Below are 21,476 nucleotides of genomic sequence, written 5' to 3'. Positions count from 1 at the left end.
GGCCGCCCGCTCGGCGTCATCCGCAGGTGGCCGCCGGGTGGGCGGCGCGGACGGTGCTCGCGGCGGTGGCGCCGTCGACCGTGGCCGTCGCGGTGACGGCCACCTCACCGGCGGGCACGCTGGTCGCCCGCGTGGTGAACGCGTGGGTCGCGCTCTTCCCGGCGGCGACGGAGGCGAAGGACTTCGTGCCGTGGCTGCCCGCGAGCTCGAGCGCCACCGGGACGTCGCTGCCGTTACGCGCCGTGACGGTCACGACGACCTTCCCGGCGATGCACCGGGTGCTCGCGGAGGCGACGATCTCGAGCGAGGGTGCCGCGGCCTTCAGGGTCCCCAGGCGCGCCAGCTGGTAGCTGAGGGCGCGCTCGGGGGCGTCGAGCTGGTTCTGCGTCCCGGCGGTCGTGACGGCCTGCGCCTTCACGAGGACGGCGCGCATGCCGGCCCACGCCTCGGCGGGGTAGTCGGCCTCGCGGAGGGTCGCGGCGTGCGCGATCGCCGCGTCCAGCTGCGAGCGGTCGAGCGCCTTCCCCTCGGAGGAGAGCGTGTCGCTGAGCAGGAACTCGTCGACATCGACGTGGCCGCCGGTCGAGGCGGTCGCGTAGCTGAACAGCCCGATGCGGTGGCCCATGAAGTGCGTGAGCGTCCCGTCGAGGGTCTGCGGGCCGACGCGGGAGCCCAGCTTCGTCCAGGTCAGCCCGTCGAGGCTGTACGAGAACGTGCTCCAGAGCTGTCCGTTCGGGGCGTTGAGCTCGAGATCGGCCTTCACGTGCACCTCGGTCGCCGCTCCGAGCGCCGCCGTGGTTCCCGGGAGGAACGCCTCGACGGCCGCCTGGTCGAAGGTCTGCGCGAACGGCTGGCTGCGGTTCACGACTCCGATCGTGTTCACTCCGTCGACGCGCTTCACCGCGACGTACGAGAAGCCGCGGTTGTAGGCCGCGAGGCCCGCGACATCGCCGTCCTTCATCCCCGAGACGTCGAGCGTCGCCTCAGCCGACTGCTTCGGGGCGACGATGCGCTGCGAGAGCGTGTTGCGCGCCTCCTCGAGCCAGGCCAACTCGGGCGAGTTCGAGAGCTTCGTGTGCTGGTACCCACCCGTGACGACCTTGCCGTTGGTCAGCCGCAGCCAGCCCTCGCGGTCGGTCAGCGACCAGTAGCGGTTGTCGGGCGCGTGGTTCCACTGCCAGGCGGGGTCGAGGCGGGAGCCGTTGGGCTCGATCTCGGCGGCGCTCGGCAGCTCGGTGGTCGGCGGGGAGCCGATCATCGAGACGTCGTCGAGCAGGTACTCGACGCTCGAGGACGCGGGCTGCGGGTTGCCCCACGGTGTCTCGACCGCGATCTTGACGCTCGAGACGTTCGCGTTCTGCGGCACGGTGTAGGTGCCCGTGATCGTGGTCCACTGGCCCTGCGGGACGGTGGCGAAGGCCATGGTCTGCGGGCCTGCACCGAAGTCGGCGCAGAGGTTGAAGCGCACGGAGGCGGGGCCGGAGGTGTACTTCACCTTCGCCGAGACCGTGTACGTCACCCCCGGCTGCAGCCTGTTCGCGAGCACCTGCTGCGGACCGGAGCCGTTGAGCGTCCGGCTCGAGACCCGCAGCGCGGCGCTTCCGGACGCGGCATCGCTCGTGTCGGCCGTGACGACGGCACCGAACTGGCCCGACCAGGGTGCGGTCCCCGCCTCCGCCCCGGGGTTCTGCAGCAGCTCGACCCCGATCAGCGACGGGTCGATGCTCGGAGCGGGCGGGATCGTCCACTCCTCGTCCTGGTACGCCTTGGCGGCGGCGTCGTTGTCGAAGTCGTCCGAGACGACGAGGCTCTTCTGCCGCTCGAAGAGCTCCTCCTCGGGGCTCAGCCGGATCGGCTTCGGGAAGCCGCCGCCCACCGGGACCGAGCCGTTCGTGCCGAAGGTCGGCCAGCCGTCCTTCCACGTCGCCGGGATGAGCCCGGGGATGCGGCCGGTCGGGAAGCTGTCGCGGAAGAACATGCCGTGCCAGTCGGTCGTACCGTCCTCTCGGGCGATCGGCACGAGGCTCCCCTGCGCGAAGCCGTTGGAGTTCAGCACTCCGCGGCCCTCGTAGGGGTTGCTGCCGTCGGCGGTCGCGTAGCGGCCGAGCAGATCCGAGGAGCGGAACAGGGCGACCTGCCTCCCCTGCCCCGAGGGCCAGGTGATGATCACGATGTAGTACTGCCCGTCGATGTACTGCACCTGCGCACCCTCGAAGAGGCCGCCGAGGTAGGAGGCGCCCGGGTAGTCGGCGGTGCGGAGGATGTTCGGGTACTCGGCGACGACGCTGGTGAGGTCCTCGCTCAGCTTCACCGCGCTGGTCGAGCCGGACCCGTAGAAGATGTAGGGCGTGCCTCCGTCGGCGTCGTCGAAGAAGAGCGACGGATCGTGGAACGCGCGCCCGAGGGCGGTCCTGGTCCATGCTCCGTCGTCGATGTCGTCGGTCGAGTAGAGGTACGACCCGCCGAGGTTGTTGGTGTTGAAGACCGCGTAGTAGCGGCCGTCGTGGTACCGCAGCGACGACGCCCACTGGCCGTTGCCGTAGGAGCTCTGGCCGTTGCGGAGCGAGAAGCGGTCGCCGATCTCGAGCCGGTCGAAGACGTAGTTGACGATCTCCCAGTTGACGAGGTCGTACGACTTCATGATCGGTGCGCCGGGGCTGAGGTGCATCGTCGTCGAGATCATGTAGTAGAGGTCGCGGCCCTCGTCGTTCTCGGCGGCCGGCACCCGCTCGACGCTGACGTCGGGGACGTCGGCGTTGAGCAGCGGCACGGAGTAGGTGCCGTCGCCCCGGTCGGTCGAGGTGTACGAGGGGCGGGGCGACCACGGCTCGGCCGCGACGGCAGGCGCCGCCTGGGCGATCAGCCCGGCCGAGAGCAGTGCGCCGACGGCGGTCACGGCGAGCGCCCTCACTCCGGCGCCACGGGTCGTCGTCGTCATTCGAAGAGCGAGAGCGTCAGCACGGAGGAGTAGGCGCCGGGAGCGACGTCGGCCTCGGTCTTCAGGGTCAGGTCGGCCTTGACGGTCCACGAGCCCTCCTCGGCGATCGCCTCGGAGTCGAGTGCGAGCGCCAGCAGCTCCTGGTCGACGAGACCGACGGCGTCGGGCCCCTCGTCGAGGACGGTGTCGACCTGGTCGCCCTCGGCCACGAGGCCGGAGTCTCCGCCGTCGACGAGCTCGGGCGTCCAGCCGAGGTGGTCGGCGCCGATCGGGTCCTGACCTGCGTCACCGGTGAAGTCGGTCGCGGAGCCGAGGACGTACCAGCCGGCTCCGTCGGGGATCTCCTCGGCCGTGCGCGTGTCGGTCACGGTGACCGCGGGGAGTTCGCCGGTGAACTGCCGGACCGTGTCGGTCGAGCCGTTCTCGGTGAGCGCCGCGGAGGTGCCCCCGACGGTCATCGCGAGCACGCCGGGCTCGTCGATCTGCGCGATGTCGACGGTCACGTCGACGCCCTCGTCGCCGTACTCGGTGTCGGCCGCCGCGGCGGCGGCCGCGACTCCGCTGAGCACGAGGCAGCCCGCGAGGGCGGCTCCCGTGCGGACGAGCCAGGGGGCAGGAGTGCGTGTGGTCGCTGAGTGCGTGTTCATCAGAGAGAGACCTCCTCGATCGGCGCCGTCGCCGATCAGATCGAGTGCCGAACGGCACCCGGGAGGGCGCGTTCTCGACACTGCGGGATGGGTGCGCGGAGGCGTGCCGGAAGGGGCCTGCCGCGAGTTGACTCGAAAGGCGCGCGGGTGACGACGAGAGGCGTCCGCGCAACCGCTTCCACAGCGTGCTGTCGCTCACCACAGCTCTCGATCCCCGTCAGCATTGAGGAGAGGGAGGCTGTTCCGTCACGTACCGCGCTCGACTGCTGAGGAGAAACTCAGTTAGTCTTGCCGCAATGTTACCGGGAACATTCCTGATTGCAAGGTCGCGTCTCGATTCCCGGACGCAGGGCGGAGCGGCCCTTCCGAGCGCTTCCCACGCCCTGCCGGATCACCGAGCGGGAGCGTCCCGGCTCGCGGGAGAAGGGTGGTCGGACTCCGCATGGCTCCACGAGCGAAGGTCCGCGACGACGCGGCCGCCGACACGGCGACACTCGAGCGGCCCGGCCTCATCGGCGTCCTGATCTGCGAGTTCGAGCCGTTCAGCGCCGAGGTGCTCAAAGGAGTCGCTGCAGCCCTCCGCGGCACCCGCTTCGACCTGATCGCGAGCACCGGGGCACGCCATCAGGACACGATCGGCTGGGAGCACGACTCCCTGCAGCGCTTCCGCGACGCCCGCGTCGAGGGCGTGATCGCGGTGACACCGTCCTCCGTGATCTCCTCGCCCGATCTGCCTCTCGTCGTCATCGGGCCGCTCATCGCCCAGACCGAGCTGCCGTCGGTCGGCGCCGACGAGTTCGGAGGCGCGGTGCTCGCGGTCACGCACCTCGTCGAGCTCGGTCATCGCAGGATCGCCCTGCTCGGCGGGCGGCCCGACCTGCAGTCGGCGCACCTGCGCGAGGCCGGCTACCGCCGCGCGCTCGCCGACGCCGGGATCCCGTTCGACCCGGACCTCGTCGCCGTCGGCCACTACCGCCACGACGCGTCGCTCGAGCCCGTCCGCCGGTTCCTCGCGCTGCCCGAGCCGCCGACCGCGGTGTTCGCGGCCAACGACGCCTCCGCCATCGCCGTCGTGGAGGTGGCGCGCGAGCTCGGCGTGGCCGTGCCCGAGCGGCTGTCGGTCATCGGCTTCGACGACGTACCCGACGCCTCGCGGATCGTGCCGCCGCTGACGACGGTGCGGCAGCCGCTGCACCGTGTCGGCCGCTCGGCCGCGCGTGCCGTGATGACGCTGATCGACGGCGGGACGCTCGGCGCCGAGCACCAGCTCCTGCGGAACCGGCTGGTGCTGCGCGCATCGACCGCGCCACCCGACTCCGATCGGGCGTGCAGGCCTGCGGATTAGGGTCGGCGCCATGAGCAGTCAGCAGCGCCCACCGGTCACCGTCACCGTCACGGGAGCAGGAGGCGCGATCGGCTACGCGCTGCTGTTCCGGATCGCCTCGGGTCAGCTGCTCGGGCCGGAGGTGCCGGTGCGGCTCAACCTCCTCGAGATCCCCGCGGGCCTCCGCTCGGCCGAGGGCACCGCGCTGGAACTGCAGGACGGCGCGTTCCGCCTGCTCCGCGGGACCGAGGTGACCGACGACCCGGCCGCCGCCTTCGACGGAACGAGTGTCGCGCTGCTGGTCGGCGCCCGCCCGCGCAGCGCCGGGATGGAGCGTGCCGACCTCCTCGCCGCGAACGCCGGCATCTTCGGCCCCCAGGGGGCGGCGCTGAACGCGCACGCCGCCGACGACGTCCGCGTGCTCGTGGTGGGCAACCCGGCCAACACCAACGCCTGGATCGCGCGCGAGAGCGCCCCCGACATCCCGTCCGGCCGCTTCACCGCGATGACCCGGCTCGACCACAACCGCGCCGTCGCGCAGCTCGCGGCGAAGCTCGACGCCTCCGTCGACTCGATCGCCGGAGTGAGCATCTGGGGCAACCACTCGGCCTCGCAGTACCCGGACGTCACGCACGCGACCGTCGACGGGACGCCCGCGACCGAGCTCGTCGACGCCGAGTGGCTGCACCGCGAGTTCGAGCCCCGCGTCGCGAAGCGCGGCGCCGAGATCATCGAGGTGCGCGGCGCGTCCTCGGCCGCGTCCGCCGCCTCGGCCGCGATCGACCATGTGCACGACTGGGTCACGGGCACCGGGTGGACCTCGGCCGCCGTGGAGTCGGACGGCTCCTACGGAGTCGAGGAGGGGCTGATCTCGTCGTTCCCCGTCCGCTCGGTCGACGGCGAGTGGCGCATCATCGAGGGGCTCGAGATCGACGCCCACTCGCGCGCGAAGATCGACGAGTCGGTGCTCGAGCTGCGCGCCGAGCGCGACGCCGCCCGGGAGTACCTGGGGCGCTGACCCCCCGTCGCGAGATGCCTCTTCGGTACGCGCTCACCGGCGTGTCGCGTACCGAAGAGGCATGCCGCGAGTCGGATCAGTGGCGCGGGGCCTTCTCCGGGGTCGGGAGGGTGCCGGCCGCGCGAGCCGCCTCGAAGTACGCGTGCGCCTCCTCCTGCCGGGTCGCCTCGGCACCGGTCGCGATCGCCGCACGGATGTGCTCGGGACGGTAGCCGAACGCGGCGACCAGGTCGCCGGCGTGCGGCCGGATCCGTGCCAGCAGCCGGTCGATGTAGGACGTGACGGCCAGCGCGCGCTGCGACGACAGGCGCCCGTGGATGAGATACCAGTCGAGGTGCTTCTCGATCAGGCCGAGGCCGAAGAGATCGCGGAGCCAGGTGAGCACCGTACGGGTCCCCTCGTCCTCGATCGCGGCGAGACCCTCCGTGAACGCCTCCCACTGCAGCAGCTCGGCGTGTGCCCGCGCGGCCTCGATCAGCTCGCTCTGGTGCGCGTTGAAGAGCCGCGCGGCCTCGTCGGCCGGCAGCTTCGAGGCCGAGCGCAGGCGCGAGGCGATCCCCGACACCATGCTCTCGACGCGGTCGGTCAGCAGCTCGCGCTGCTCCTCGCGGAGCTGGCCCACCGAGCGCGCGGTCGATCCGCGATCCGAGACCACCTGCGCGAGCCGGCGCAGCCCCGAGTTGTTGACGGTCGCCTCCGCCACCTGCTCGACGGCGTAGCGGGCGAGCACCCCGGGCTGGGCGTTCTTGAAGCGCCGGCCGACATCGGTGAGCAGGCGCTTCGCGACGAGCTGGAGGAGCACGGTGTTGTCGCCCTCGAAGGTGGCGTAGACGTCGAGGTCGGCGCGGAGCTGGGTGAGGCGGTTCTCGGCGAGGAAGCCGGCGCCACCGCAGGCCTCACGCGCCTCCTGGAGCGTGTCGAGCGCGTGCCAGGTGGAGAGCGCCTTGAGGCCCGCGGCGAGGGTCTCGAGATCCTGCCGCGACTCGTCGGTGTCGTTCTTGCCCGAGAAGACGTCGTCGAAGGCGCTCAGCAGCTTGTCGTGCGCGAAGCCCGCGGCGTAGGTGGTCGCGAGGCGCGGCAGCAGGCGGCGCTGGTGGCGCTGATAGTCGAGGAGCACCTCCTCGCGCTCCCCGCCCCCGGTGAACTGGCGGCGCTGGTCGCCGTAGGTCACGGCGATGGTCAGCGCGATGCGGGCCGCCGCGACGGAGGCGCCGTCGAGCGACACGCGCCCCTGCACCAGCGTCCCCAGCATGGTGAAGAAGCGGCGGCCGGGGCTCGCGATCGGCGAGGAGTAGGTGCCGTCGGCGGCGACGTCGCCGTAGCGGTTGAGCAGGTTCTCGCGCGGCACGCGGAGCCGGTCGAAGTGCAGGCGGCCGTTGTCGATGCCGTTGAGACCGCCCTTGAGACCGTCGTCCTCGCCTCCGACACCCGGGAGGAACGCACCGTCGGCGTCGCGGAGCGGCACGAAGAAGGCGTGCACGCCGTGGTTGACGCCGCGCGTGACGAGCTGGGCGAAGACCACGGCGGCGCGGCCGTCGACGGCGGCGTTGCCGAGGTAGTCCTTCCACGCCGCGCGGAACGGGGTGTGCAGGACGAAGTCGCCCGCGGCCTCGTCGAAGGTCGCGGTGGTCGCGATCGAGGCGACATCGGAGCCGTGACCTGTCTCGGTCATCGCGAACGCACCCGGGATCTCGAGGCTCATGATGCCGGGCAGGAACTTCTCGTGGTGCGGCCGGGTTCCGAGGTGCAGCACAGCGGCGCCGAAGAGGCCCCACTGCACCCCCGACTTGATCTGCAGCGACGGATCGGCGGTGACCAGCTCCTCGAAGCCGGCGATGTTGCCGCCGTGGTCGGCCTCGCCGCCGAGGTCCTTCGGGAACGCGCGGAGCACGCCGCGCTCCTTCGCGAGGACGTGCATCTGGCGGGTGACGCTCGCGCGGTGCTCCGCCATCGTCAGCCCGTCGACGCGGTGCAGCTCCTCGCGGGCGGTGAGGGCGCGCGAGGCGAGGCGCTGCTCGCGCCACGCTCCGAGGAGCACCTCGCCGAGTGCGGCGACGTCGACCGAGGGCGCGCCGTCCTCGTCGAGGCGGGCGTCGACCTCGGTGCCGAGGGAGTCGACCGGAGGGGTCGGGGCGATCGCGCCGGTCTTCGAGCGTCGCGCGCGGGTGCGACCGGTCGCCGCCTTGTCGGCGGCGTCGGTGGCGGAGCGGGGGCGGGGAGCGGTGGTGACCATGAGCGGAGGATCCCTTCGACCGTCGTCGGTTCGGCCCGCTCGCGAGTCGCCGGCGGCGTCGGATCGAGCGGGTCGATCCCTGGCCGACGATCGTCGGGAGGCGGTGCTCTGCACGGTAGATCGGCTTCCCGGAACGCGGAAACGATCCGTCGCGGGGCGACAAAGACGGCCGGGCGGAGTCGTCGGCCGGTTGTCGGATACGGCCAGGCGGGGAGGCGGGCGCGTGATTAGGCTCGGGACATGAGCGAGCCGCCGCTGCCTCCGCCCCCTCCCCCGCGCTCCGAGCCTCCGGAGGGCGGGGCACCGCGATACGCGCCGCCCTCCGGCTCTCCTGCGGCCTACGGCTCCCCCGCGCCCGTCGTGCAGAGCGCGGTGGCGGCAGGCCGGCAGCCGTCCGGCCCCGGCACACCCTGGACGGCGGCTCGGGCTCGGCGCCCTGTGCGGGTCTGGGACCTCGTGCTGACGATCGTTCTGCTGCTCGGGACGGGCGGCTGCACGCTGCTGCTGTCGTACTTCGGGCTGTTCCTCGCCATGGCGAGCGACGCCTGCATGGGAGGCAACGACTGCAACGCCGATCTGATCGGCTGGGGCGTGATCGTGGCGGCCGGCGGGGTCTGGATCCCGTACCTCGCGGCGGTGGTGGTCTCGATCGTGCTGCTGGTCGTGCGGCGGATCGCGTTCTGGGTGCCGATCGCGGGGATCGTGCTGTCGTTCGGCTTCACCGTGCTCGGGATGTGGCTCGCCACCACCGGCTCGGGGACCTGAGGCCGGGACGGCTCACCCGTCTCAGCGACCCCGTCGGCTCAGCGGCCGTCGGCTCAGTAGCTGTCCCAGCCCGGCTCCCAGTCGGGCTCGTCCGGCGGCACCCAGTCGTCGTCGGGGGCGCCCGACGTGACGGGCGGGCCGGCCTTGTCGGCGCCGAACGAGGGACGAGCGGAGGCGGCGGGCCGGTTCGCGCTCGACCGTGACGGTGCCGCGCGGCGCGGTGCGGGCGCCTCCTGGTTCGCGTCGGGCTCGGCGATCTCGGGCGTCTCGCCCGCGACGACGGCGAGCACCGCGTCACCGTAGGTGATCAGCTTCTTCTGACCGACACCGCCGATGATGCTCAGCGCGTCCATCGTGGCGGGCTCGGCGGTCGCGATCTCGCGGAGGGTCGCGTCGTTGAAGACGATGTAGGCCGGCACCGACTGGGCGCGGGCCTGGGCGGCCCGCCACTCGCGCAGGCGCTCGAACAGCGGCTGCGCTTCGGTGGAGAGCTCCGACACCGTCGAGCGGCCGGATCTCGACCCGCCGCTCGAACGAGCCGGCTTCTCCGGCTCCTGCCGCAGCTCGACCGTGCGCTCGCCGCTCAGCACCGACGCCGATGCGGGAGTGATCACGAGGGTGCCGAATCCGTCGTCGTTGACGCCGAGCAGGCCCTGCGCGAGCAGCTGACGCGCGACTCCGCGCCACTGGGTGTCGCTGAGGTCGACGCCGATGCCCCAGGTCGAGAGGCCGTCGTGCTTGTGCTGGGTGGTGCGCGGCGTGGTCTTGCCCCGCAGGATGTCGATGATGTGGCCCGCACCGAACTGCTGATTGCGCTCGCGCTTCAGGCGCACGACCGTCGAGAGGAACTTCTGCGCGGCGACCGTGCCGTCCCAGCTGGCGGGCGGCTCGAGGCAGGTGTCGCAGTTGCCGCAGGCGGTGCTCTCCTGGCCGAAGTAGGCGAGCAGGTTCACCCGGCGGCACTGGACGGTCTCGGAGAGCGCCAGCATCGCATCGAGGTGGGCCGACATCCGCCGGCGGTGCGCGAGATCGCCCGGCGACTCGTCGATCATGCGGCGCTGCTGCACGACGTCCTGCAGTCCGTAGGCGAGCCAGGCGGTGGAGGGCAGGCCGTCGCGGCCGGCGCGCCCCGTCTCCTGGTAGTAGCCCTCGACCGACTTGGGGAGGTCGATGTGCGCCACGAAGCGGACGTCGGGCTTGTCGATGCCCATGCCGAAGGCGATCGTGGCGCAGACGATGACGCCCTCCTCGCGGAGGAAGCGCGACTGCGCGGCGGCCCGCACCCGGGAGTCGAGGCCGGCGTGGTACGCCACCGCATCGAAGCCGGCGGTGCGGAGGGCCTCGGCCGTCGCCTCCACGCTCTTGCGCGAGAGCGCGTAGACGATGCCCGCGTCGTGCGCGTGCTCGCGGCGGAGGAAGTCGATGAGCTGCTTGCGCGGCTCGACCTTGTTGACGATGCGGTACTGGATGTTCGGCCGGTCGAAGCTCGAGACGAAGTGCCGGGCCGCCCCCATGTGCAGGCGCGTCGTGATCTCGCGGTGGGTGGCCTCGGTGGCCGTCGCGGTGAGGGCGATGCGCGGCACATCCGGCCAGCGCTCGGCCAGCTCGCCGAGGGCGAGGTAGTCGGGGCGGAAGTCGTGGCCCCACTGGCTCACGCAGTGCGCCTCGTCGATGGCGAAGAGCGCAATGCGGCCGCGGGCGAGGAACTGCTTCATGCCCTCGTTGCCGAGGCGCTCGGGAGCGACGTAGAGCAGGTCGAGCTCGCCGTCGAGATAGGCGCGCTCGACGCGGGCACGCTCGCCCGAGTCCTGCGTGGAGTTGAGGAACTCGGCGGCGACGCCGTTCGCGCGGAGGGCGTCGACCTGGTCCTGCATGAGGGCGATCAGCGGAGAGACGACGATGCCGGTGCCGGGCCGCACGATCGAGGGGATCTGGTAGCAGAGCGACTTGCCACCGCCGGTGGGCATGAGGACGACCGCGTCGCCTCCGCCGATGACCTGCTCGACGATGGCCTGCTGCTCGCCGCGGAACGAGCCGTAGCCGAAGACCTTCTCGAGGATCGCCTGCGCCTCGGACGATCCGGCCTCGCTCGACACTCCGCCGGCTCCGGCCTCGGCTGCCCCGGTCGGGAGGGTCGCGTCGATGGTCGGAAGGGTTGTCGCGGTCGGCTCGGTCACCTGGGGAACTCTACCGGCCGCCTCCGACGCGGCTTCGGGAGCCGCCCGTTCTGTGGACGGACGCTCAGGGCGCCGGGCTGGGGAGGAAGCGGTGCTCAGAGCTCGGTGATGGTCTTCGAGTCGCCGTCCCAGAAGCGCACGCTCGAGAAGCCGATGGCGAACGGCTCGCCGAGCAGCGGCACGGCCTCGGCGAGCAGCTCGGGGCGGAGGCGGCGCGAGACGCTCACGTGCGGGGCCCACGCCTCCGGGAGCGAGGTGGGAACACCGCCGGGAACGAGGCGGGTGGCGCGGGCGTGCAGGGCGTCGAGCGCGGGCGACCGGGTGACGCCCCAGGCCAGCACGTAGCGGCCGGCGTGCGGGAAGAGGAGGACGGCGGCGAGGTCGACGCTCGCGGGCAGCGGGCCCAGTGCGCCGGCCTCGGGGGCGACCAGCTCGGGCCCGGCGACGAGGGTGACGTGCGGCCGGTTGCTGGCTGACGTGTGCAGCGAGAGGCTCGGGAGGCCGGCCGCCTCGAGGGCCTCCCACTGCGCCCGGATCCGCGCCTCCGACTCCGCATCCAGGAGGAGTTCGACGCTGCGCATGCCCCCATCCTCCGCGAGAACGCAGGCGAGCGAGAACGCGAGAGTTGTCGCACTCGACGTCCAGTGCGACGACTCCTGCGTTCTCGGCGGAGGAAGAGGGAGAACGGGCCCGGCGTCAGCCGACCTTGACGAGGGCGGCGAAGAGCTCGGGCGCGCGGCGGTCGACGATGCGGCCGCCGACCCGGATGCCGATCAGCGAGAAGACCGAGCCGAGCACGACCGCCGCGACCAGCGACCACACTCCGAACTCCGTGCTCCCGACGACGAGCGAGACCAGTCCGAGCACGAGCGACGGCAGAGACAGCGCCACGGTCGCAGCCATGCAGGCGAGCATCACCACGCTCGAGATCATCCCCGAGCCCGGCGGTGTCTTGAGCGGGCTGTCCCCCGGCGCGGGCACCGGGTAGACGATGAGGGCGGAGGCGACGCTCGAGACCCCGAACCCGCTCAGCACGAGGGCGAGCGACATCCCGAGCACCGCAGGGATCAGCTCGGGCTCGCGCACGTAGAGGCAGGTGCCGATGCCGACGATCAGCACTGCGGGCACCCCGACGATCGCGGCGGCGATGACGCGGCCGGCGCGGTCGGCCGCCCCCGTGACTCCGGAGCTCACATGAGCCGCCCACGCGGTGCCGTCGTACGACACGTCGGCGCAGAGTGTCACGCCGAAGATCAGGCCGATGAAGAGGGAGGAGAGGACGACGAGGGTGTCGCCGCCTCCGCCGATCGCGCTGTAGAAGACGGCCAGCACGACGATCGCGGGGATGATCAGCAGCCCGCGGCTGTAGCGGGGATCGCGCCACCAGTAGCCCAGCGCTCGGGCGGCGACCGCGCCGGTGGGTGTGCCGGGGAAGCGCCCGAACAGGCCGATGCCCACCGATCCGGAGGCGGCGCGCGAGGTCGTCGCGGCCGGCTCCGACAGGGCGTGGCGCAGCGCCCGCGACCAGGCCCAGGTGACCACGGCGAGCGTGGCGACTCCGATCGCGAAGCGCGCGAGCGCGGCGAGCCAGTCGCCCGCGACGATCGAGCCGGGCACCGCCCAGATCGCTCCGAGCGGCGACCAGCCGAGGGCCGAGGCGATCACGGGGAGCACGTCGAGGCCCTCGCTCACCACTCCGGTGATCCCGATCATCAGGGGCCCGAGCAGGATCAGCACGACGAGCACGACGCCGCCGATCACCTCGCGGTAGCGGCGGCTCGAGCCGAGGCCCGTGGTCAGCGCGCCGATCAGCCGGGAGGCGACCACGCAGGTCGTGACGCCGATCACGGCGCAGACCAGCCCCGGGACGATGCCGATCGGGTTGCTCCACCAGGCCGCTGCCGAGGCGAGTGCGCCGAGCGAGGTGACGATCCCGGGGATCCCGGCGACCCCTGCCGCGGCCAGGCCCAGCATCAGGGTGCGCAGCGGGATCGGGAAGGTGGCGAGCGTCGCGAGGTCGAGGCTCTGGTCGGACCCGGACACGAAGATCGGCCCGAGCACCCAGCCCAGCAGCAGCACCGAGCCGCCGAGGGTCAGCGCGACGCTCGCGAACGCGGGGTCGGAGGCGCCGAGCGAGACGAGCGCCACCACCACGAGCCCGAGCGCCACGACCGCGTACAGCGCACCGAAGACGACGCCGACCAGCTGCCAGACGTTGCGGGTGAGGACGTTGCGCAGCAGCAGGAGTCGGAGGGTCAGGAGATGCGCAACCATGCCGGGCCCTCCTGGTGGGTGCGGCCGCCGACGAGCTCGACGAAGCGCTCCTCGAGGCTCGATCCGGCGCGGACCTCCTCGAGAGTCCCGGAGGCGACGACCCGCCCGTCCGCGATGACGGCGACGCGGTCGCACATCCGCTCGACGAGATCCATCGAGTGGCTCGAGACGATGACGGTGCCGCCCGACGCGACGTAGCCGGTGAGGATGTCGCGGATGTTCGCCGCCGAGACCGGGTCGACCGACTCGAACGGCTCGTCGAGCACCAGGAGGCGCGGGGCGCGCACCAGAGCGCAGGCCAGCGCGATCTTCTTCGTCATGCCCGCGGAGTAGTCGACGACCAGGGTGCGGTCGGTCGGCTCGAGGCCGAGCAGCGCCAGCAGATCGTGCGCGCGCTCGAGCACGGTCGGCCGCGCGATCCCGCAGAGCAGGCCGTAGTAGGTGATCAGCTGGAGCCCGGTGAGACGGTCGAAGAGCTTCACGCCGTCGGCCAGCACGCCGATCAGCCGCTTGGCCTCGAGGGTGTCCTTCCAGACGTCGACGTCGTGGATGGTGACGGTGCCCTCGTCGGGCCGGAGGAGCGCGGTGGCCATCGAGAGGGTCGTGGTCTTGCCGGCGCCGTTGGGTCCGACCAGGCCGAAGAAGGAGCCGGCGGGCACGTCGAGGTCGATGCCTCCGACGGCCTCCTTGTCGCCGAAGCGCTTGCGCAGGCCGCGGATGCGGAGGGCGATCTCGTTCTGGCGACCCGTCGCCTCCGGAGCGGCCCACTCGAGCGAGGTGGCGGCGGGAGAGCCGTGCGGGGTGCCGGCGGGCGCGGCCGAGCCGGTGTGCGTCTCCGGGCCGCTCGGCGTCTCGGCGCCGTTCGGGGTCTCGGCGCCGTTCGGCGTCTCCGGGCCGGGAAGCGTCGCATCCATGGGTGTCCCTCCGTGTGCAGACGGTCGTGCACGTGATGGGGCCGCGGTGGGCAGCCGCCCTCTCCACGGTAGGCGGCGGGGCCCGCGAGGGCATCCACCCTCGGGAGGAGGTGCGCTGTCTAGGCTGGGGCGATGCCCACCCTCCTCCTCGTCCGGCACGGGCGCACCACGGCCAACACCGCCGGGATCCTCGCGGGACGCACCGCCGGAGTCCGGCTCGACGACGTCGGTCGGCAGCAGGCGGCGCGGACGGGCGAGCGGCTCGCGGCCGTCCCGCTGGCCTCGGTCGTGTCCAGCCCGCTCGAGCGCTGCCGGCAGACGACGCGCTTCGTCCTCGACCGGCAGACCGGGTCGCCGGCGACGTCGATGGAGAAGGGCATCACCGAGTGCGACTACGGCGAGTGGCAGGGCAGGGCGCTGCGCGACCTGTCGAAGGAGCCGCTCTGGTCGGTCGTGCAGAACCAGCCGTCGGCCGTCGTGTTCCCCGGAGGCGAGGGGCTGGCCGCGATGCAGGCCCGCGCGGTCGGCGCGATCCGGCGCCACGACGCAGCGGTCGCGGCCGAGCACGGACCGGGAGCGGTCTGGGCGGCGGTCAGCCACGGCGACACGATCAAGGCGATCCTCGCCGACGCCCTGGGCATGCACCTCGACCTCTTCCAGAGGATCACGGTGGGGCCGGCGTCGGTGTCGATCATCCGCTACGGCGACGGGCGACCCGAGGTCGTGGCGACGAACACGGAGGCGGGCGACCTGTCGTGGCTGCGCGCGGCGGCACCCACGGTCGACGCGCCCGTCGGCGGAGGCGCGGGGCACGAGTAGCGCGACGTCTCGATCCATCGGCCCGCGCGCTGACGTGGGCGGATCCCGACGGGCACCCGGGCGGGTGCCAGCCGACGCCTCGTAGACTGGAGGCATGCCTCCGATCGTCCACGGGTTCGACTGGCCCGACCGCGTCGTCGTCGGAACCGTCGGCTCCCCCGGCTCGCGCTCCTTCTACCTCCAGGCCAAGACCGGGCCCCGCGTCGTCAGCGTCGGGCTCGAGAAGCAGCAGTCGGCCCTGCTCGCCGAGAAGATCGACGAGATCCTCGACCAGCTGATGGCCGCCGAGGGCAACCCGGTCAGCGTGCCCGCGGGGACGCCTCCGGAGCTCGTCGACAACGACCCGCTCGATCAGCCCGTCGAGCCCGAGTTCCGCGTCGGCGGCATCAGCCTCGGCTGGGACCCGGCGACCGCGCAGATCCTCATCGAGGCGTACCCGATCGACGACGCCGCGGACGATGACGAGGAGACGGAGCCGACCGAGGTGCTGCAGGTGCGGATCCCCGTCGGCACGGCTCGCGCCTTCGCGAAGCGGACCCTCGAGGTCGTCGGCGCCGGCCGCCCGCTCTGCCCGCGCTGCGGCGACCCGATGGACCCCGACGGACACGACTGCCCGCTCGCATGAAGCCGAGCGCTCGCACGTCCGCTCTCCCGAGCACGACCGCGCTCTCCGGCACGACCGCGCGACCATGAGCGACGACTCCGAGCTGCTCGACGGCGAGCTGGAGCTCACCGGGCGGATCACGACCGCCTCGAACGCGACCTTCCTCGCGCAGATCGGCGACACCTCCGTCGTCTACAAGCCGGTCGCCGGCGAGAAGCCGCTCTGGGACTTCCCGGACGGCGAGCTGGCCGGGCGGGAGCGGGCCGCGTACCTCGCCTCCGAGGCCCTGGGCTGGAACGTGGTGCCCCGCACCTGGCTGCGCGAGGGACCGCTCGGCAGGGGCATGGTGCAGCTGTGGCAGGACATCGACCCGGATCAGGATGCGATCGACCTGGTGCCCGCCGCCGCGGTGCCCGAGGGCTGGCGGCACGTGCTCGACGGCAGCGACGAGAACGACCGCGACATCTCGCTCGTGCACGAGGACTCCGCGGCGCTGCGGCGGATGGCCGTCTTCGACGTGGTCGTGAACAACGCCGACCGCAAGGGCGGGCACGTGCTCGAGATGCCGGGCGGTCACCGCTTCGGAGTCGATCACGGGCTGACGTTCCACGCGGAGCACAAGCTGCGGACGGTGCTGTGGGGCTGGATCGGCGAGCCGCTGACGGCCGACGAGCTCGCTGCGCTGAGCCGCCTCCGCGCCGAGATCGACGGCCCGCTGGGTGCCTCCCTCTGCGAGCTGCTGACGGAGGAGGAGATCGCCGCGTTCGCGAAGCGGTGCGACCGCCTCCGCTCCTCGGCCCGGTTCCCGGCGCCCCGCGGCAGCATGCCCGCGGTACCCTGGCCGCTGTTCTGAGGCGGCTCGCGCCGCCCACGGAACCGGTTCTCGGCGAGACATCGCGTTGAGAGGCCGCCTCGGCGAGAACCGGTTCCCTCGCTGAGGGGTCAGAAGCTCCAGCCGCGGCCGAAGAGCTCGTCGCCGAGTGGGCCGCTGCCCGGGGTGGCCCCGCGCGCGCCGAGGTAGGACGAGACGACGGCCGCGCCGAGGTCGTCCGACTCGGGATTCACCACCGAGCCGCCGATGCGGCGGGCCAGGGAGTCGATGAAGCGCGCGAGACCCGGATCGTCGCCGAGGCGGAAGAACGTGGTGTGGGCGCCGAGGCGGACGGACGCGTCGAGCTCGCGGACCGAGACGGCGATCGTCACCGGGTCGGGCGGGTAGTCGAAGAAGATGCCGCCGTCTGGTTCGAGGTGCGCGGTCGGCTCGCCGTCGGTGACGATCAGCAGGATCGGCTGCGCGTTCGGGTGCTTGCGGAAGTGCCGGTTCGCGAGCAGCAGGGCGTGGTGCAGGTTGGTGCCCTTCTCCCACTCGGCGTCGAGGCCGACGAGCCGCTCGACGTCCATCACCTCGGCCTGGCGCCCGAAGGCGATGAGCTGCAGGTCGTCGCCGCGGAACCGGCTCGAGATCAGGGTGTGCAGGGCGAGAGCCGTCCGCTTCATCGGCACCCAGCGGCCGTCCATCGCCATCGAGAACGAGGTGTCGACGAGCAGCGCGACGCTGGCCTGCGTGCGCGCCTCCGTCTCCTGCACCTCGACGTCGCCGATCTCGATGCGGACGCCGGAGCCGGTCGGGCGACCGTCGCCGGCGGTGCGGGTGAGCGCGTTCGTGACCGTCCTGGTGACGTCCCACGCCTCGGTGTCGCCGAACTCCCACGCGCGGGTGGCGCCGGAGCGATCGCCCGCAGCGCCTGCTCGGCGCAGGTCGCGGGCACCCTGGCGGCCCGACATCGTGTCGGCGATGTCGCGCAGCAGTGCCCTGCCGAGCTGACGCATCGCCTTGGGGGTCAGGGTGAGCCGACCGTCGGAGCCGCGGCGCAGGGTGCCGGAGTCACGCAGCGCCTTCTCGAGCCGCTTCAGCGTCTGCGCGTCGACCGCGGCGTCGTCACCGAGGCGGCGGGCCAGCAGATCGAGATCGAGGTCGTCGAGGCTCGAGCGCTCGTACGGCTGCGCGAGCTGGTCGGCGAGAGCGTCGAGGTCGGCCAGCTCCTGGAACACCCCGGTGCCGTCGCCCAGGCCGAGGCCCTGCTCGCCGTCCATCCGCTCGGAGCCGCCCCAGTCCTCGCCGGGACGCAGACCCCGGAGCGTCTCGTCGAGGCGGCCGAGTGACTGCATCAGCTCGGGGGTGCCGAAGGCCTGCTGCGCGAGGGCGTCGAGCTCGTCGCGCTGCTCCTGCGTCAGGGAATTGCGCATCCGCTGCGCCGCCGCGGCGCGGGCCGCGAGGGCGTCGATGAGCTCGTCGACCGACTCCGGAGCCTCGGGGAAGTACTCGCCGTGCTGCGCCATGAAGGCGTCAAACTGCTCGGGGGTGTCGTCGCCGCGGGCGTGCGCCTCGAGCAGCTCGTTGAGATCGTGCAGCATCGCATCGATGGCGGCACGGTCGGCGTCGCTCGCGTTCTCGAGGGCCTGCTTCATGCCCTCGAAGCGCTGGTCGAGCAGCTCGCGGCCGAGCAGCTCGCGGATCTTCTCGAAGTCGGCGCGCGCCTCGGGGCTCTGCCAGCGGTACTCGGACAGCTCCGAGACGGCGGCCGCCGGACTGGGCGGGAGGCTGTCGAGCTGCAGCTCGGCGAGCGTGCGATCGGCGTCGTCCATCTGCGTGTCGCGGGCGAGCTGCTTGCGCTCGGCCAGGACGGCGCGGTCGAGCAGCTCGCGGATCTCGCGGAGCGTTCCGTCGAGGTTGTGCTTCTGCGCGAGCTCTCGGCGGCGCTCCGCGACGCGGGCGGCGAGGTCGTCGAGACCCTGACCGTCGCGGGAGCCACGGCGGAGGAACTCGCGCATCGCCCGCTCGGGCGAGGTGCCTGCCATGACGTCCTGGCCGATCGCGTCGAGCGCCTCGGCGAGGTCGACGGGCGGCGCCAGCGGATCGGGACCGCCCGCGTACTTGGCGTACCGCGCGTCGCGGTGCAGCCTCCGGTTGCCCCTAGCCACGACGGCCCCACTCGGAGTCGCGGATGTCAGCCATAGACGGCCTCGCCCCCGCCCGTCTCCTTGCTGAGGCGGCGCGAGAGGTAGAGGCCCTCGAGCGCGAGCTCGATCGCTCCGGCGATGCGGCCGTCTCCCGTGGCGTCGAGGCGCTCGGCGATCTCGTCGTAGACGGTCGCCTCGCCGAGCATCGGCAGACCCGCGAGGAACTCGCGCGCCGTCACCTGCTCGCCGGTCGTGATCATCGTGCCGTTCTCGACGGCCTCGACGAGCGGGCCGAGGTCGATGCCGCGCAGGTGCGCGCGCACCGTCTCGGCGGTGGCCTGGCGGAGGAGGTGGTCGAGGATCTCCTCCTCCCGGCCCTCCTCGCCGGACTCGAACTCGATCTTGCCGCCGAGCACGTCGACCGCGGTCTCGAGGTCGATCGGGCGGGCGACCGCCTCGTCCTCACCGCGGCGGGTGGCGCGGTGCAGGGCGGCGGCGGCGATGGTCTCGGCGCCGGCGATGGCGAAGCGGGCGCTCACTCCGCTGCGCTGATCGACCGAGCTCGACTCGCGCAGCGCCCTCGTGAAGCGGGCGAGGATCTCGATGAGCGCGTCGGGCACGATCGCCACGAGCTCGGCCTCCTGGCGGATGACCGCGATCTCGTCGGCGAGCGCCGCCGGGTAGTGCGTGCGGATCTCGGCGCCGAAGCGGTCCTTGAGCGGGGTGATGATCCGGCCGCGGTTCGTGTAGTCCTCGGGGTTCGCGCTGGCGACGACGAGGACGTCGAGCGGGAGGCGGAGGACGTAGCCGCGGATCTGGATGTCGCGCTCCTCCATCACGTTGAGCATCGCGACCTGGATGCGCTCGGCGAGGTCGGGCAGCTCGTTGATCGCCACGATGCCGCGGTGGCTGCGCGGGATGAGGCCGAAGTGGATCGTCTCGGGGTCGCCGAGGCTGCGGCCCTCGGCCACCTTCATCGGGTCGACGTCGCCGATGAGGTCGGCGACGCTCGTGTCGGGGGTGGCCAGCTTCTCGACGTAACGCTCCTCGCGGCTGCGCCAGGCCACGGGCAGCTCGTCGCCCAGCTCCTCCGCGCGACGGCGGCTGATGGAGGTGATGGGCTCGTAGGGGTGCTCGCCGAGCTCGGAGCCGTCGATGACGGGCGTCCACTCGTCGAGCAGGCCGTTGAGCGTGCGCAGGAGGCGGGTCTTGCCCTGGCCGCGCTCGCCCAGCAGGACGATGTCGTGGCCGGCGATGACCGCGCGCTCGACCTGCGGGATCACGGTCTCGGCGAAGCCGTGCAGGCCGGGCCAGGGGTCGCGCCCCTCGCGCAGGGCGTCGAGCAGGTTCTCGCGGATCTCGGTGCGGAGGCTCTTCTGCACGTGCCCGGAGGCGCGCAGCTGGCCGAGGGTGTTGATCGCTGGACTCGTCACCTCCGCAACGCTACGCCGCACCTCCGACACGCGGTGGAGGTCGGGGGAACTCGGAGGCGGGAGCGCTCGGGGCGGGGCGCTCGGGCCCGCAGGAGCGTCGATCCATCAGGCGGGCGGTGACCGTCGAGGCGGGCGGCGGAGGACCCCGCCGCAGGCTCGTTCGACGAAGTGGAGACGATGCGTTGCGTCAACGATTTTGACGACCTAGCGTCGCGGTCAAGCGTTTGACGAAGGCCGTCCGACAGCCCGAGGAGTCAGCGTTGCTCACCTTGCGAGACGTAGCGGAACAGGCGGGAGTCTCCGTCTCGACCGTCTCCCTCGTGCTCAACGGGCGCGACAAGGGGAGGGTCCGGCCGGAGGTCGGCGCCCGGGTGCGCGATCTCGCCGAACGCCTCGGCTACCTCCCTGATCTGCAGGCTCGGGGCTTCCGCACCCGTCGCACCCACACCATCGGCCTCCTCTCGGATCAGGTCGCGAGCGTGCCCTTCTCGGGCGAGATGCTGGGAGGTGCTCAGCACGTCGCCGGGGAGGAGGGCTACCTCCTGCTGCTGATCGACACCGACGGCGATCGCCGGCTCGAGCGGGACGCGGTCGACAGCCTGGTGCAGCGCAACGTCGACGGGCTCATCTACGCCTCCGCCTACCACCGCCTGGTCGACCTGCCCGTCGTTCCGCCGCGGATACCCCTCGCGGTGCTCGACGGACGTCCGAGCGACGACGCGGTCCGCGCCGACTCCGTCGTTCCGGACGAGCGGGGCGGCGCGCGCGACGCGGTCAGCGCTCTCGTGCGGGCGGGACACCGCCGCATCGCGTTCTGCACCGTGAGCGATGACATCCCCGCGACCCGCGAACGACGCGCGGGCTACGAGGACGCCCTGCGAGCGGGCGGTATCGACATCGACGACGCCCTCACCGGCGTCGCCTCCGACAGCACCACCGAAGCGGCCCGTCCCGTCGCGTGGTCGCTCCTCGATGCGGCCGACCCGCCGACGGCGGTCTTCTGCTTCGGCGACCAGCTCGCGTTCGGGTTCTACCAGGTGGCCGCGCACCTGGGCCTGAGCATCCCCGAGGACCTCTCGATCGTCGGCTTCGACAACCAGCACTACGTCGCCGACGCGCTCGATCCCGGGCTCACCACCGTCCAGCTCCCCCATCGCGCGATGGGCGAGCGGATCGCCGGGGCCGTCATCGATCGGCTGCGCACGCCTCGAGCGGAGTGGGGTCCGCACGGGACCGAGCTCATCCCGTGCCGACTCGTGGAACGGCAGTCCGTGGCTCCCCCGCGCAGCAGCCGCTCCGCCCGCCGCCTCCGCGCGGTCTGACACCGCCCGCCGCACCCGCACTCCTCCCCTCTTCCGCTCCGACGCCC

The 21,476-nt window shown here is 72.5% G+C and carries 16 protein-coding genes; 7 read left to right on the top strand and 9 right to left on the bottom strand.

All coding sequences use genetic code 11. The features are described from left to right. Positions 1–16: 16 nt before the first annotated feature. Both ASG06_RS08305 and ASG06_RS08300 read right to left on the bottom strand, forming a co-directional pair. A complete protein-coding gene (locus ASG06_RS08305; RefSeq protein WP_056040964.1) occupies positions 17–2,938 on the bottom strand; it encodes a family 43 glycosylhydrolase in 2,922 nt (973 codons plus the stop codon). Continuing rightward, positions 2,935–3,585 carry a hypothetical protein gene (locus ASG06_RS08300; RefSeq protein ID WP_056040962.1) on the bottom strand — a complete coding sequence of 217 codons (651 nt, stop codon included), beginning with the start codon at positions 3,583–3,585 and terminating at the stop codon, positions 2,935–2,937. The genes ASG06_RS08305 and ASG06_RS08300 overlap by 4 nt, the downstream gene beginning before the upstream one ends. A 442-nt stretch (positions 3,586–4,027) precedes the next feature. On the opposite strand from ASG06_RS08300, the gene ASG06_RS08295 reads away from it, so the two are divergent. Both ASG06_RS08295 and ASG06_RS08290 read left to right on the top strand, forming a co-directional pair. After that, entirely contained in the window at positions 4,028–4,930 is a 903-nt protein-coding gene (locus ASG06_RS08295; RefSeq protein ID WP_156465932.1) for a substrate-binding domain-containing protein, read from the top strand. Between the two features lie 10 nt (positions 4,931–4,940). Continuing rightward, complete coding sequence (locus tag ASG06_RS08290; protein ID WP_056040958.1) at positions 4,941–5,927, top strand: malate dehydrogenase; 987 nt, start codon at positions 4,941–4,943, stop codon at positions 5,925–5,927. A 76-nt stretch (positions 5,928–6,003) separates the two neighbouring features. Here the strand turns inward: ASG06_RS08290 and ASG06_RS08285 are convergent, their stop codons facing one another. Then, positions 6,004–8,160 (bottom strand): acyl-CoA dehydrogenase family protein, encoded by a 2,157-nt coding sequence (locus ASG06_RS08285; RefSeq protein ID WP_082499070.1) that lies wholly within the window; start codon positions 8,158–8,160, stop codon positions 6,004–6,006. 240 nt (positions 8,161–8,400) lie between these two features. On the opposite strand from ASG06_RS08285, the gene ASG06_RS19955 reads away from it, so the two are divergent. Continuing rightward, positions 8,401–8,925 carry a DUF6264 family protein gene (locus tag ASG06_RS19955; RefSeq protein WP_156465931.1) on the top strand — a complete coding sequence of 175 codons (525 nt, stop codon included), beginning with the start codon at positions 8,401–8,403 and terminating at the stop codon, positions 8,923–8,925. 53 nt (positions 8,926–8,978) lie between these two features. Here the strand turns inward: ASG06_RS19955 and recQ are convergent, their stop codons facing one another. From recQ to ASG06_RS08260, 4 genes are all read right to left on the bottom strand, one after another. After that, positions 8,979–11,021 (bottom strand): DNA helicase RecQ, encoded by a 2,043-nt coding sequence (gene recQ / locus ASG06_RS08275; RefSeq protein WP_056042453.1) that lies wholly within the window; start codon positions 11,019–11,021, stop codon positions 8,979–8,981. Between the two features lie 176 nt (positions 11,022–11,197). Beyond that, entirely contained in the window at positions 11,198–11,683 is a 486-nt protein-coding gene (locus ASG06_RS19950; protein ID WP_056040953.1) for a 2'-5' RNA ligase family protein, read from the bottom strand. 115 nt (positions 11,684–11,798) lie between these two features. Further along, on the bottom strand, positions 11,799–13,376 hold the full coding sequence (locus ASG06_RS08265) for a hypothetical protein (protein WP_056040951.1): 1,578 nt from the start codon (positions 13,374–13,376) through the stop codon (positions 11,799–11,801). Continuing rightward, complete coding sequence (locus tag ASG06_RS08260; protein ID WP_082499068.1) at positions 13,358–14,290, bottom strand: ABC transporter ATP-binding protein; 933 nt, start codon at positions 14,288–14,290, stop codon at positions 13,358–13,360. The genes ASG06_RS08265 and ASG06_RS08260 overlap by 19 nt, the downstream gene beginning before the upstream one ends. 132 nt (positions 14,291–14,422) lie before the next feature. Here ASG06_RS08260 and ASG06_RS08255 point away from each other — a divergent pair, with 132 nt between their 5' ends. From ASG06_RS08255 to ASG06_RS08245, 3 genes are all read left to right on the top strand, one after another. After that, positions 14,423–15,109 (top strand): histidine phosphatase family protein, encoded by a 687-nt coding sequence (locus ASG06_RS08255; RefSeq protein WP_056040949.1) that lies wholly within the window; start codon positions 14,423–14,425, stop codon positions 15,107–15,109. Positions 15,110–15,203: 94 nt separating this feature from the next. Further along, positions 15,204–15,734 carry a DUF3090 domain-containing protein gene (locus ASG06_RS08250; RefSeq protein ID WP_056040948.1) on the top strand — a complete coding sequence of 177 codons (531 nt, stop codon included), beginning with the start codon at positions 15,204–15,206 and terminating at the stop codon, positions 15,732–15,734. Positions 15,735–15,798: 64 nt separating this feature from the next. Next, positions 15,799–16,566 carry an SCO1664 family protein gene (locus tag ASG06_RS08245; RefSeq protein ID WP_056040946.1) on the top strand — a complete coding sequence of 256 codons (768 nt, stop codon included), beginning with the start codon at positions 15,799–15,801 and terminating at the stop codon, positions 16,564–16,566. An 89-nt stretch (positions 16,567–16,655) separates the two neighbouring features. Here the strand turns inward: ASG06_RS08245 and ASG06_RS08240 are convergent, their stop codons facing one another. Both ASG06_RS08240 and ASG06_RS08235 read right to left on the bottom strand, forming a co-directional pair. Further along, positions 16,656–18,695, bottom strand: coding sequence for a vWA domain-containing protein (locus ASG06_RS08240; RefSeq protein ID WP_056040944.1), 2,040 nt, complete (start codon positions 18,693–18,695; stop codon positions 16,656–16,658). A 26-nt stretch (positions 18,696–18,721) separates the two neighbouring features. Then, positions 18,722–20,107 carry a hypothetical protein gene (locus ASG06_RS08235; RefSeq protein ID WP_056040942.1) on the bottom strand — a complete coding sequence of 462 codons (1,386 nt, stop codon included), beginning with the start codon at positions 20,105–20,107 and terminating at the stop codon, positions 18,722–18,724. A gap of 260 nt (positions 20,108–20,367) precedes the next feature. On the opposite strand from ASG06_RS08235, the gene ASG06_RS08230 reads away from it, so the two are divergent. Beyond that, a complete protein-coding gene (locus ASG06_RS08230; protein ID WP_082499067.1) occupies positions 20,368–21,429 on the top strand; it encodes a LacI family DNA-binding transcriptional regulator in 1,062 nt (353 codons plus the stop codon). Positions 21,430–21,476: the final 47 nt, after the last annotated feature.

Source organism: Rathayibacter sp. Leaf185, from assembly GCF_001423885.1.
GTDB lineage: Bacteria > Actinomycetota > Actinomycetes > Actinomycetales > Microbacteriaceae > Rathayibacter.
The sequence above is the reverse complement of the archived record's forward strand: the minus strand, read 5'-3'. Positions and strand labels throughout refer to the sequence as shown.

What these genes read in the sequence shown, in the direction of transcription:
- ASG06_RS19955 (WP_156465931.1), top strand. Translation starts at nt 8,401, where the DNA reads ATGAGCGAGCCGCCGCTGCCTCCGCCCCCTCCCCCGCGCTCCGAGCCT.
- ASG06_RS08265 (WP_056040951.1), bottom strand. Translation starts at nt 13,376, where the DNA reads ATGGTTGCGCATCTCCTGACCCTCCGACTCCTGCTGCTGCGCAACGTC.
- ASG06_RS08285 (WP_082499070.1), bottom strand. Translation starts at nt 8,160, where the DNA reads ATGGTCACCACCGCTCCCCGCCCCCGCTCCGCCACCGACGCCGCCGAC.
- ASG06_RS08290 (WP_056040958.1), top strand. Translation starts at nt 4,941, where the DNA reads ATGAGCAGTCAGCAGCGCCCACCGGTCACCGTCACCGTCACGGGAGCA.
- ASG06_RS08305 (WP_056040964.1), bottom strand. Translation starts at nt 2,938, where the DNA reads ATGACGACGACGACCCGTGGCGCCGGAGTGAGGGCGCTCGCCGTGACC.
- ASG06_RS08300 (WP_056040962.1), bottom strand. Translation starts at nt 3,585, where the DNA reads ATGAACACGCACTCAGCGACCACACGCACTCCTGCCCCCTGGCTCGTC.
- ASG06_RS08245 (WP_056040946.1), top strand. Translation starts at nt 15,799, where the DNA reads ATGAGCGACGACTCCGAGCTGCTCGACGGCGAGCTGGAGCTCACCGGG.
- ASG06_RS08250 (WP_056040948.1), top strand. Translation starts at nt 15,204, where the DNA reads ATGCCTCCGATCGTCCACGGGTTCGACTGGCCCGACCGCGTCGTCGTC.
- ASG06_RS08260 (WP_082499068.1), bottom strand. Translation starts at nt 14,290, where the DNA reads ATGGATGCGACGCTTCCCGGCCCGGAGACGCCGAACGGCGCCGAGACC.
- ASG06_RS19950 (WP_056040953.1), bottom strand. Translation starts at nt 11,683, where the DNA reads ATGCGCAGCGTCGAACTCCTCCTGGATGCGGAGTCGGAGGCGCGGATC.
- ASG06_RS08255 (WP_056040949.1), top strand. Translation starts at nt 14,423, where the DNA reads ATGCCCACCCTCCTCCTCGTCCGGCACGGGCGCACCACGGCCAACACC.
- ASG06_RS08295 (WP_156465932.1), top strand. Translation starts at nt 4,028, where the DNA reads ATGGCTCCACGAGCGAAGGTCCGCGACGACGCGGCCGCCGACACGGCG.